Consider the following 11071-nt stretch of genomic DNA (forward strand, 5'->3'; position numbering starts at 1 on the left):
GCCGGTCACTGCTCCAGCTTGTTGTCGATGGTCTTCACGGCCGCGTCCCAGGCCTCCTGGGGCGACTTGCCCTGGGCGGCGAGAGCGACGCCGTTGTCCGTCAGACCCTGCTGGACGATCAGGTCCTTCGGGCCGATGATCTGTACCGGGATGTTCTTGGCGGCTTCGGCGAAGATCGTGCCGATCGGGGTGTCACCGGTCATCTCGTTCTTGGCGCCGGTCACCTCGGGCGAGGTGTACACCGCCGGGGTGCTCGGGAAGCTGCCCTGCTTCGCGAACAGCTTGACCTGCTGCTCGGGCGCGGTCAGCCAGGCGGCCAGCTTGGCGGCCTCCTCGGCGTGCTTGCCGGACTTGGGCACGGCCAGGAAGGCGCCGCCCCAGTTGCCGGACTTGGGCGCCTGGGCCACGTCCCACTGGCCCTTCGCCTCCGGCTTGGACTTGCCCTTGATGGTGCCGAGCATCCACGGCGGGCAGGAGATCGCGGCGAACTTGCTGTTGGCGATCGTCTGGTCCCAGGCCGGCTGGAACTGCGTCTGGTTGCCGACCACGCCGTCCTGCGCGGCCTCGGCGGTGAGCATGAAGCCGTTCTTGACGGCCGGGTTGGTCTTGTAGACGACCTCGCCGGACTCGTCGTAGAACTTCTTGGTCTCGCTGCCGAGGATCGCGTTCAGCAGGCCGCCGGGGGAGTCCATGAAGTACGTGCCCTTGGGGGCCTTCTTCATGTAGTCGCGGCCGACGTCGACGAGCTTCGCCCAGTCGCCCGCCCACAGCTTGCTGACCTCCTCGCGGTCGGTCGGCAGACCGGCCTGCTGGAAGAGGTCCTTGCGGTAGCAGATGGCCATCGGGCCGACGTCGGTGCCGAGGCCGACGGTCTGGCCGCCCTCGGTGGTGGCCTGCTGCCACTTCCATTCCAGGTAGTCGCTCTTCTTGCCGTACTTCGACAGGTCGAGCAGCTTGTCGGACTGGGTCTGGACGACCTCGGAGATGTTGGCCACCTCGACGGCCTGGATGTCCATCAGACCGCTGTTGGTGGTGAGGTGGTTGACGAGCGCGGGGTAGTAGTTCTCGTTGCGCTCGATGACGTTCTGCTCGATGTTGATGTCCGGGTTGAGCTTCTCGTACTCGTCGAACAGCCCGGCCTCCTTGAAGCCGAACGTGCCGAACAGGCCGACGGTGAGGGTGGTCTTGCCCTTGCCGCCGCCGTCGCCGCTCGAGGTGTTGTCAGACCCGTCGCCGTCGTCGGCACAGCCTGCCAGCAGTGCGGCGCCCAGCGACGCGACGGCCGCGAGGGCGATCGCCCTGCGACGGGTACCGATACGTGCTCGCATTGCGTCCTCCTGTTGCCCTGACGTGCCGACCCCCCGGCCTGAAAATGGTGCTGCTCGGGCCCCTTGTGACGTGCTGCGGCTCGGGCGGGGAACGTGCGGGATGTGTATGACCCAGGTACTGTGGGAGCGCTCCCATCAGTGATGTGTTGAAGGTTCGTCGCTGCGGGCGAGGGTGTCAAGGGAGTCGGCGGAGTCAGATGCGTTCGGTTATCGGGCTGTTAACTGGAACAGGGTCGGCGCGTGAAGCCGGACCGGAAGGGCGTACGGCACGGTGACAGCACGACCGGAATCCACACCCCCCTCCGCATGGAACCCGCCCACCGCCCGGAACGGAACCCGTCTGCACACCACGCTGCCGCTGGGCGAAACGGGAACGCGCTCGGCTGCTCCGAAGCCCCGCGCTCGGCCGACGGGGGAGCCCCGTGCCCGGCGAGACCGGAACGACTGCGCGGGCCGACCGGGAACCCTGTGCCCGACGAGACCGGAACGCCCACGCTCGTACGCCGGGGAGCCCGTGCTCAGCCGACCCGAAGCCCCGTGCTCGTACGGTGGGAAGGCCCGTGCCCGGCGAGCCGGAGGGCCCGTGCTCGTACGACAGGAACCTTGCGCGCGTGCGACCGGAACGACCCTGCGCGCCCATCGGGCAAGCCCGCGCCCTGCGAGACCGGAAGGCCTGTGCTCGTACGGTCCGAAGCCCCGGGCCCGTTACGGCCCGAAGCCTGTCCGTGTGCGCCCAGGCCGATCCTGCGCGCAAGGCCTGAACCCTCTCCACGTACGACCCGAAGGGCGCCCGCCGGGCGGCGACGGCGGGTCGGGCAGGGCGAGGCGGTGGGGGGAAACGGGGAGCTTCGGGGAGGGGTCGGCCGGTCTGCGGAGCGGGGATGCGGAATCCGGGACGATGGTCGTGTCCTGCGGGACTGTTAGATTCCAGGCCGATGTGTTGTGACGGGAGGGCGGACCCATGGCAAGCCACGGAGCACGAGGCCGCAGTGGCGGCAGGCCGACCCTCGAAGAGGTCGCCGCCCGGGCCGGAGTGGGCCGGGGCACGGTTTCACGGGTGATCAACGGCTCGCCCCGGGTGAGTGACGCGACGCGCGCGGCCGTAGAGGCGGCGGTCGCGGAGTTGGGTTACGTGCCGAACACGGCGGCGCGGGCCCTCGCGGCCAACCGCACCGACGCGATCGCGCTGGTGGTGCCCGAGCCGGAGACCCGCTTCTTCGCCGAGCCCTACTTCTCGGGCATGCTCAAGGGTGTCGGCGCGGAGCTGTCCGACACGCAGATGCAGTTGCTGCTGATCTTCGCGGGCAACGACCGGGAGCGGCAGCGGCTCGCCCAGTATCTGGCCGCGCACCGCGTGGACGGCGTCCTGCTGGTGTCGGTGCACGCCGACGACCCGCTGCCGGACCTGCTGTCCCAGCTGGAGATCCCCGCGGTGATCAGCGGCCCGCGGTCCGTGGACGAGACGCTGCCCTCGGTCGACTCCGACAACTACGGCGGCGCCCGCTCGGCCGTCGAGCACCTGCTCTCCCGCGGTCGGCGCCGCATCGCGCACATCACCGGCCGGCTGGACGTCTACGGCGCCCAGCGGCGCATCGACGGCTACCGGGACGCCCTGAGCGACGCGGGCCACGAGCCGGACGAAGGGCTGATCGAGGCGGGCGACTTCACCGAGGAGAGCGGGACGCAGGCCATGGCGGCGCTGCTGGAGCGCCGCCCGGACCTGGACGCCGTCTTCGCCGCCTCCGACGTGACCGCGGCGGGCGCCCGGCAGACGCTGCGCGCGGCCGGCCGCCGGATACCGGAGGACGTGGCGCTCGTCGGCTACGACGACTCCGCGATCGCCCGCCACATGGAGCCGCCGCTGACCAGCGTGCGCCAGCCCATCGAGGAGATGGGCCGGAGGATGATCGACCTGCTCCTCAGCGAGATCGCCGACCGCCGTCCGGCGGTGTCGCGGGGGCTGGAGCGCCGGCAACTGGTCCTGCCGACGAAACTGGTGCCGCGGGCGTCGTCCTGAGGCGTGTGGCCTGCGTCTCCCTCGGGAGGGGGCGTAGGCCACCGGCCCACCGGAGGCGCCGGGAAACGCATCAGGCGGTGACCTTCTCGCGAAGGTCACCGCCTGATCACACAGGGTGAGTGACGGGACTCGAACCCGCGGCATCCTGGACCACAACCAGGTGCTCTACCAGCTGAGCTACACCCACCATGACCGGTGTTCGAGGAGTGTTTTCCCCGACCGGCCGAGAAGAAGTCTACAGGGTCCGAAGGGGTGCTCGCGCACAGGTTTTCGCGCGGCCCCCGGGGACCGCTACTGAGCGGGCAGGACGTGCTTGGCGGCGATGGCCTTCGCGGTGTCGGAGTCCGGGCCGGGCTGCGGCACGAAGACGGCCTCGCGGTAGTACCGCAGTTCGGCGATCGACTCGCGGATGTCGGCGAGGGCGCGGTGGTTGCCGTTCTTCTCGGGGCTGTTGAAGTAGGCCCGCGGGTACCAGCGCCGGGCGAGCTCCTTGACGGAGGAGACGTCGACGATCCGGTAGTGGAGGTAGTCCTCCAGCGTGGGCATGTCCCGCAGCAGGAAGCCGCGGTCCGTGCCGACCGAGTTGCCGCACAGCGGAGCCTTGCCGGGCTCCTTCACGTGCTCGCGTACGTACGCCAGGACCTGCTCCTCGGCGTCCCTGAGCGTCGTGCCGTTCGGCAGCTCCGCGAGCAGGCCGGACGCGGTGTGCATCTGGCGCACCACCTCCGGCATCGTCTCCAGGGCGGAGTCCGGCGGACGGATGACGATGTCCACGCCTTCGCCGAGCACGTTCAGCTCGGAGTCGGTGACGAGGGCGGCCACCTCGATGAGCGCGTCGTCGGACAGCGAGAGGCCGGTCATCTCGCAGTCGATCCACACCATGCGGTCGTTCATGTGTCTCACCTTACGGGCCGTGGTGTGGGGCTGAGGAGCTGCGGGCGCCTACTGAGTGGGAGCTGTGAAAAGAGAAGCACCTTCCCCGCGCGGTCCCGGAAAGGACGGCGCGGGGAAGGTGCGGTTCCCGTCAGGTGCCCGTGCGGGGACCCGGGAGGCTGGCCAGCGGGACCGCTCCCGCGGTGGCCGTGCGGCGGGTCTGGAGCGGGACAGGGTTGTCCGGGTGGAGCACCTGCGGGGGGCCCGGCGGTGGGGGCAGCTGGGCGGACGGGCCGGTCGGGGCGGTGGCGGGGCTCGGTGTGCCCTCACCGCTGTCCGGGCGTTCGCTCTGCGGCCTGCGCGCGCGGTACGCCGCCCGGTACGCGGCCGGTGACGAGCCGAGCTGCCGCCGGAAGTGTCCGCGCAGCGCGACGGGGGAGCGGAAGCCGCACCGGCCCGCCACCTCGTCCACGGAGTAGTCGGACGTCTCCAGCAGGCGCTGGGCCTGCAGGACCCGCTGCGTGATCAGCCACTGCAGCGGTGCCGAGCCGGTCAGCGACCGGAAGCGGCGGTCGAACGTACGACGGCTCATGTACGCGCGCGCGGCCAGGGTCTCCACGTCGAACTGCTCGTGGAGGTGTTCCAGCGCCCAGGCGACGACCTCGGCGAGCGGGTCGGCGCCGATCTCCTCCGGTAAAGACCTGTCGAGGTAGCGCTCCTGACCGCCCGACCTGCGCGGTGGCACGACCAGCCGGCGGGCCAGCGCGCCCGCCGCCTCGTTGCCGTGGTCCGTCCGCACGATGTGGAGACAGAGATCGATCCCGGCCGCCGTACCGGCCGACGTCAGCACATCGCCGTCGTCGACGAACAGCTCACGTGGATCGACATGCACCGACGGATAGCGCTTGGCCAGCGTCGGCGCGTACATCCAGTGGGTGGTCGCGGGCCGGCCGTCGAGCAGTCCGGCGGCCGCGAGCACGAACGCTCCGGTGCACAGTCCTACGATCCGGGCTCCCTCTTCGTGGGCTCGGCGCAGTGCGTCGAGCGCCTCCGCCGGCGGCGGGGAGGTGATCGACCGCCAGGCCGGCACGACGACCGTGCCCGCCCGCGAGATCGCCTCCAGGCCGTGCGGCGCGGTGAGTTCCAGGCCCCCGGTGGTCCGCAGCGGGCCTTCCTCGCCGGCGCACACCAGCAGCCGGTAGCGCGGTACGCCGGCGTCCTGGCGGTCGATCCCGAACACCGACAGCGGAATGGAACTCTCGAAGATGGGCCCGCCGCTGAACAGCAGCACCGCGACGATCTCCTTGCGGCGTCGCCCGGTCAGTTTCCGGGCCGCGGCGTCCGCGGTGGCAGTGGAGTCGTGGCTCATACTGCTAAGCCCCCCTCGGTGGTCGCGGCTCCTCGGTTGTGTCGCTCCTGCACGTTTCCCCTCGGTCCTGCACGAGTCCCCCGCCGTAAGACAAGATCGAATCTACTGCGTCACGCCGTGCCTCGGTGACCAGTCTCTGCACCCGGCACATTGTCGACATGGCAACTTGGCGTAAAGCATTCGATCACGAAGGGTTGCACTCGCGAGCCGCAGAGGGAAGTGCGCCTCCTCGCAGTGGCCAATCCGCGTAGGGTGCGCGGGTCACCGGAGACCCTTTCCGTGCAGGTCGAACGGGGGTTGGGGGGTGTTCGGGAGGGGGGTTCGGCGGGTTTGGGAAGTTGGCCGAAAACAGGTGGGCAGGGGCGCCAAAACCGGTCAGTCAACCGGTGAATTCTCGCCCGCGTGACGGCCTCCGCGCGACCCCGCCCGCGCGGCGCAGCGCTCGGAGCGGCGCAGCAGCACCCGGCACACGGCGGTGACCGCGGCAAGCCCGAGCGCGCTGCCGGCGGCGCCCCCGAGCGAGGTGCCGTACCAGACCAGCACCACCGGGACGAGGACACAGCTGAAGGCCGCCCAACGGACCACGTCGTCGGCCGACTCCGGTGCGGCGGCGCCGTGTGCGGGCCATCCTTCGGGCGGGCGCGGGGAGGTGCGGGGTGAGGCCATGGCGTGCTCCCTGGGGCGGAGGTTCGCCGTGATCAACGCCCGTTCGACTGGTCGGTCACTGTCGACGGCGCCGTACCGGCGGCACGATGATCGTGTTCCCGGTGTGCCGGGGGAAATTTACTTGAATCCTGATCGGATCGCCTGTACAGGGCAGCAACCATTGCGTTCCGGGCGCCCCCTCGTGCATGCTCCCTGGAACCCCCGTGCAGTTGCGCGGGATCTGGGCTAAGGAGGCGTGCCGCCGTACCCTTGGGGGTATGGGGTTGGGAAGATGATTCCCGGACACAGCTCCGCCGCACACTGTCGTCCCACCCACTTAAGGATCACGACCCCGAGACAGCCATGGCCGGTCACGAATTCTTCGAACACGCGGACCGCAAGCGGCCCGTCGCCGACCCCACGGCGGCCGAGCCCCTGGCGGCGGAAGAGCCACGCCATCCGTGCGACCCCGCTTTCAAGCACGGGGTGGTCGTCGGCTTCGACGGCTCGACCTCCAGCGAGCGTGCCCTCGCGTACGCCATCGGCATGGCCCGCCGCTCCGGATCGGGCCTGATCATCGTCCACGTCGCCAACCGGCTGCCGACCACCGTGTGGGCGGGCTGTGAGCCGCCCGTCTTCGTGGACGTGCCGGACCACCGCACCGAGGTGCTCGGCCTGGAGCTCGCCTGTGCGGACTACCTCGCCGAGGTGCCGTGGATCCTCGTCGAGCGCGGCGGTGACATCTGCCACGAGCTCGAAGAGGTGGGGCGCGAGTACGAGGCCGACGCGATCGTCGTCGGCTCCACCCATGGCATCGTGGGGCGTATTTTCGGCTCCGTCGCCGGGCGGCTCGCCAAGCGCGCCAAGCGCCCGGTCGTCGTCATCCCGTAACTCGCCCTCGTCCCAGGTGAGATGCGGACTCGGCGTCTCCAACTCCCTTTGTGCAGTGCGCGAATCTACTCGCGCGTAGAGGTGTTTGTGCTCTTGTGAAGGGCATATACCGGTCACCGCACAACTGCACATGCATGAAGGGAGCCCGCCGTGGACAACGACGTCTCTGCGGGAGGCACCACCACGATCGCCGGCCGACTCGCCCTGGGGATCACCCTGTTGGCCTTCGGGCTGGGGTACACGGACGTGATCGACGGCGTGACGGCGGCCGACGCCGTATCCATCGCCCACTACATCGGCGGCGTCGCGCTGTTCGCCGCCGGTCTGTTCGCCTTCCGGGACCGTGACGCGGGGACCGGTACGGCATTCTCGGTCCTGGGTGCGATGTGGTTCACCTGGGCCGTGACCGACGCGGGTTCCGCGAACGCGGCGGGGCTGTTCTATCTGCTGTTCGCGCTCGTCGTGCTGTCGCTGGCCGCGGCGGGTGGGGATCAGCTGACTCGGGGGACGTACGGGCTGTTCCTCGTCGGGCTGGCGCTCATGGCTGTCGGTGCCTTCGCCGACAGTGGGTCCCTGGCCAAGGCCGGTGGGTGGTTCGCCGTGGCCGCCGGTGCCGTTGCCTGGTATGCCGCGACTGCGGCTCTCGCGCACTGGCCGACCGTGCTTCCGAAGCGCGCTGCCGGTCGGGGGGTGACGGCCGCCGGCTGATCGCAGCGCCGGGTCGGGGCGTGGCCCCGGGCCCATATGTGACAGACCCCCACGTGTTCGGTGGCGTACGTGGGGGTCTGTCCTGTTTTCTTGCCTGTTTCTGTTGTTTGTTGCTGGTCGCGCAGTTCCCCGCGCCCCCAAACAGGCCTACTACTCCACGGTCACCGACTTCGCCAGGTTGCGCGGCTTGTCGATGTCGCGGCCCAGGGCCAGGGCCGTGTGGTAGGCGAGGAGCTGGAGGGGGATGCCCATGAGGATGGGGTCGAGTTCGTCCTCGTTCTTGGGGACGAGGATGGTCTCGTCGGCCTTCTCCTGGGGCTGGTGGGCGACGGCCATGATCTTGCCGCTGCGGGCCTTGATCTCCTCCATGGCGGCGCGGTTCTTCTCCAGCAGGTCGTCGTCGGGGACGATCGCGACCGTGGGGAGGGCCGGCTCGATGAGGGCGAGGGGGCCGTGCTTCAGCTCGGAGGCGGGGTAGGCCTCGGCGTGGATGTACGAGACCTCCTTGAGCTTGAGGGAGGCCTCGCGGGCGACCGGGTAGCCACGGACGCGGCCGATGAAGAGCATCGAGCGGGCGTCGGCGTAACTCTTGGCCAGCTTTTCGATCTCCGCCTCCTGCTCCATGATCTCGGCGATCTGGGCGGGCAGCTTGCGCAGGCCCTCGATGATCCGCTTGCCGTCACGGACGGACAGGTCGCGGGTGCGGCCGAGGTGCAGGGCGAGCAGGGCGAAGGAGACGCAGGTGTTGGTGAAGCACTTGGTCGACACCACGCAGACCTCGGGGCCGGCGTGCACATAGATGCCGCCGTCGGCCTCGCGGGCGATCGCCGAGCCGACGACGTTGACGATGCCGAGGACCCGGGCGCCCTTGCGCTTCAGCTCCTGGACGGCCGCGAGGACGTCGTAGGTCTCACCGGACTGGGAGACGGCGATGTAGAGGGTGTCGGGGTCCACGACCGCGTTGCGGTAGCGGAACTCGGAGGCCGGCTCGGCGTCGGCGGGGATGCGGGCGAGCTCCTCGATCATCTGGGCGCCGATCATGCCCGCGTGGTACGAGGTGCCGCAGCCGAGGATCTTCACGCGGCGGATGCGGCGGGCCTCCCGGGCGTCCAGGTTGAGGCCGCCGAGGTGCACGGTGGAGAAGCGGTCGTCGATGCGGCCGCGCAGCACGCGGTCGACCGCCTCGGCCTGCTCGTGGATCTCCTTGTGCATGTACGTGTCGTGGCCGCCCATGTCGTAGGAGGCGGCCTCCCACTCCACGGTGGTGGGCTCGGCGGTGGTGCGCGTGCCCTCGGTGGTGTAGGTGCGGAAGTCGTCGGCCTTCAGCGTGGCCATCTCGCCGTCGTCCAGGGTGACGATCTGGCGGGTGTGGGCGACCAGGGCGGCGATGTCCGAGGCGACGAACATCTCCTTCTCGCCGATGCCGAGGACGACCGGCGAGCCGTTGCGGGCGACGACGATGCGGTCCGGGAAGTCGGCGTGCATCACGGCGATGCCGTAGGTGCCCTCGATGAGGCGGAGGGTCTCGCGGACCTTGTCCTCGAGCTTCTCGGCGCCCGAGCGGGCGATGAGGTGGACCAGGACCTCGGTGTCGGTCTCGGAGAGGAACTCGACGCCGTCCGCCTCCAGCTTGCGGCGCAGGTCGGAGGCGTTGTCGATGATGCCGTTGTGGACGACGGCGACCTTGAGGTCGGCGTCCATGTGCGGGTGGGCGTTCACGTCGGACGGGGCGCCGTGGGTGGCCCAGCGGGTGTGGGCGATACCGGTCGTGCCCTTGAAGCGCGCCGGGACCTTGGCCTCCAGGTCGCGCACCCGGCCCTTGGCCTTGACCATCTTCAGGGCCGGCGTCTTCGGGGAGGAGACGACGACACCCGCCGAGTCGTAGCCGCGGTACTCCAGGCGCTGCAGGCCCTCCAGAAGGAGGGGGGCGACATCACGCTTGCCGATGTATCCGACGATTCCGCACATACAGACGTATTCCTAGCCGTAGACGATCCGGCGCAGCTGCCGGAGCGAGAGCTCCGGCGGTGCCACCGCCCGGTATTTGAGGTCCGCCTCGATCCGTTCGAAGATCTCCGCGTTCAGCAGGCCCTGGGCCTGCAGCTCGCGGTGGCGGCGACGGACGAACTCGGTGGTCGTCTCGTCGAAGTAGGCGAGCACGTCCTGGATCACCCGCAGCGCCTCGCCCCGGTTCAGGGGTGTCGACCGCGTCAGATGATCAACCAGTTCGTCGTGCACCCGTAGATCCTGGAGGAGTCGAAAACGTTACGCAACAATCCTGCCCGATTTCGGGCAGGCGAGCGCGATGGATGGGCCTCTTTGTCACATTCGCTTGAGGATCGCCTGTTTCGCCAGGGTGAACTCCTCGTCCGTCAGGACGCCCGTGCGGTGCAGGTCGCCCAGCTCGCGCAGCCGCCGCAGCAGGGCGTCGTGGTCGTCCTCGGCCGTGGGGGACTCGAGCGGTGGCGGCTGGACGGCGTCCGCGGGCGCCACCGGGTGCGGAAGGCGGGCCTGGACGGCCGCCGCGACCAGGGCCATCAGCGGGTCCTTCTTGAAGCCCCACAGCTCGACGGCGTGCGGGTCGTACTTCGGCGGTGCCTTGGTGGGGGAGTGCTTCACCGTGAAGCGCAGATGGCCGTTCTCCAGGCCCGCCGCCGGCAGCCACTCGACCGCCGCTATGTCGGAGACCGCGATCGTACGGACGCCCGCCGAGGCCTTGGCGTCCTCCGTCTTCCAGTTCCACTCCAGGCGCACCTGCTCGCCGTCGAACGCGGCCGTGCCGTCCCCGGCGGACGCCGACAGCGGGACGGCCGGGCCCGGCAGGAGATAGCGGTCCACCGGGCCGGACGGCACATGGTCCAGCAGCAGCGCGTTGCGCACCTCGTCCGTGAGGTACTCCGCGACGCCGTAGCGGTCGGACTCGACGAGCAGCTGGTACGGGTCCTGCGGTTCGGTGAGCCGGCCGCCCGTCGCCTGGATCAGCGGATCGGCCCCCTCGCGCAGCCGCAGCCTCAGCCGCCCGGTCCGCTTGCCCTGCTCGAAGGAGACGCCCGCCAACGCCTCCAGCGGTACGACGAGTTCACCCAGATCGCGGCGGAGCAGTCCGACGCTCTTGTCCCGTCCCGGTGTCAGACGCAGCGCATCGCCGTCGAAGACCCACGTGCCGTCTCTCTGGATGATTTCCGCCATGTGGGGGATTGTTCCACCGGTTCCGGGAAACCGGCGGGCGCCCCGAAGGAC

At 70.0% G+C, this 11071-nt stretch carries 10 protein-coding genes and 1 tRNA gene; 3 read left to right on the plus strand and 8 right to left on the minus strand.

Features of this window, described 5'->3' with window-relative positions; translation table 11 throughout:
- Positions 1-5 precede the first annotated feature (5 nt).
- A complete protein-coding gene (locus RKD23_RS23970) occupies positions 6-1328 on the minus strand; it encodes an ABC transporter substrate-binding protein (protein ID WP_424855528.1) in 1323 nt (440 codons plus the stop codon).
- 961 nt (positions 1329-2289) lie between these two features.
- Between RKD23_RS23970 and RKD23_RS23975 the strand changes: the two genes are divergently transcribed.
- On the plus strand, positions 2290-3345 hold the full coding sequence (locus RKD23_RS23975; protein ID WP_424855529.1) for a LacI family DNA-binding transcriptional regulator: 1056 nt from the start codon (positions 2290-2292) through the stop codon (positions 3343-3345).
- 114 nt (positions 3346-3459) lie between these two features.
- Here the strand turns inward: RKD23_RS23975 and RKD23_RS23980 are convergent.
- From RKD23_RS23980 to RKD23_RS23995, 4 genes are all read right to left on the minus strand, one after another.
- Positions 3460-3532, minus strand: a tRNA-His gene (locus RKD23_RS23980).
- 104 nt (positions 3533-3636) lie between these two features.
- Positions 3637-4239 carry an oligoribonuclease gene (gene orn, locus RKD23_RS23985; protein WP_424855530.1) on the minus strand — a complete coding sequence of 201 codons (603 nt, stop codon included), beginning with the start codon at positions 4237-4239 and terminating at the stop codon, positions 3637-3639.
- A 130-nt stretch (positions 4240-4369) separates the two neighbouring features.
- Positions 4370-5587 (minus strand): helix-turn-helix domain-containing protein, encoded by a 1218-nt coding sequence (locus RKD23_RS23990; protein ID WP_424855531.1) that lies wholly within the window; start codon positions 5585-5587, stop codon positions 4370-4372.
- Positions 5588-5962: 375 nt separating this feature from the next.
- On the minus strand, positions 5963-6253 hold the full coding sequence (locus RKD23_RS23995; RefSeq protein WP_424855532.1) for a hypothetical protein: 291 nt from the start codon (positions 6251-6253) through the stop codon (positions 5963-5965).
- 342 nt (positions 6254-6595) lie between these two features.
- On the opposite strand from RKD23_RS23995, the gene RKD23_RS24000 reads away from it, so the two are divergent.
- Together RKD23_RS24000 and RKD23_RS24005 are read left to right on the plus strand one after the other, a co-directional pair.
- On the plus strand, positions 6596-7123 hold the full coding sequence (locus RKD23_RS24000) for a universal stress protein (RefSeq protein ID WP_404036076.1): 528 nt from the start codon (positions 6596-6598) through the stop codon (positions 7121-7123).
- A gap of 150 nt (positions 7124-7273) precedes the next feature.
- Positions 7274-7831: a GPR1/FUN34/YaaH family transporter gene (locus RKD23_RS24005; RefSeq protein ID WP_424855533.1), complete on the plus strand. Its 558-nt coding sequence runs from the start codon at positions 7274-7276 to the stop codon at positions 7829-7831.
- 150 nt (positions 7832-7981) lie between these two features.
- On the opposite strand, the gene glmS is transcribed toward RKD23_RS24005, so the two are convergent.
- The 3 genes from glmS to RKD23_RS24020 form a co-directional block, all read right to left on the minus strand.
- Positions 7982-9799 carry a glutamine--fructose-6-phosphate transaminase (isomerizing) gene (gene glmS, locus RKD23_RS24010; RefSeq protein ID WP_404036071.1) on the minus strand — a complete coding sequence of 606 codons (1818 nt, stop codon included), beginning with the start codon at positions 9797-9799 and terminating at the stop codon, positions 7982-7984.
- A 12-nt stretch (positions 9800-9811) separates the two neighbouring features.
- Positions 9812-10069, minus strand: a complete 258-nt coding sequence (locus RKD23_RS24015; RefSeq protein WP_399641824.1) for a hypothetical protein — start codon at positions 10067-10069, stop codon at positions 9812-9814.
- An 84-nt stretch (positions 10070-10153) separates the two neighbouring features.
- The gene (locus RKD23_RS24020) at positions 10154-11020 is read right to left on the minus strand and encodes a DUF4429 domain-containing protein (protein ID WP_424855534.1); all 867 of its coding nucleotides are present in this window, start codon (positions 11018-11020) and stop codon (positions 10154-10156) included.
- Positions 11021-11071 lie beyond the last annotated feature (51 nt).

It is taken from the genome of Streptomyces sp. SAI-170, from assembly GCF_049739565.1.
In the GTDB taxonomy this organism is placed as follows: Bacteria; Actinomycetota; Actinomycetes; order Streptomycetales; family Streptomycetaceae; genus Streptomyces.

Bases quoted from the DNA above. Each gene is read 5' to 3' on its own strand.
- RKD23_RS23970 (WP_424855528.1), bottom strand. From the start codon at position 1,328: ATGCGAGCACGTATCGGTACCCGTCGCAGGGCGATCGCCCTCGCGGCC.
- RKD23_RS23975 (WP_424855529.1), top strand. From the start codon at position 2,290: ATGGCAAGCCACGGAGCACGAGGCCGCAGTGGCGGCAGGCCGACCCTC.
- orn (WP_424855530.1), bottom strand. From the start codon at position 4,239: ATGAACGACCGCATGGTGTGGATCGACTGCGAGATGACCGGCCTCTCG.
- RKD23_RS23990 (WP_424855531.1), bottom strand. From the start codon at position 5,587: ATGAGCCACGACTCCACTGCCACCGCGGACGCCGCGGCCCGGAAACTG.
- RKD23_RS23995 (WP_424855532.1), bottom strand. From the start codon at position 6,253: ATGGCCTCACCCCGCACCTCCCCGCGCCCGCCCGAAGGATGGCCCGCA.
- RKD23_RS24000 (WP_404036076.1), top strand. From the start codon at position 6,596: ATGGCCGGTCACGAATTCTTCGAACACGCGGACCGCAAGCGGCCCGTC.
- glmS (WP_404036071.1), bottom strand. From the start codon at position 9,799: ATGTGCGGAATCGTCGGATACATCGGCAAGCGTGATGTCGCCCCCCTC.
- RKD23_RS24020 (WP_424855534.1), bottom strand. From the start codon at position 11,020: ATGGCGGAAATCATCCAGAGAGACGGCACGTGGGTCTTCGACGGCGAT.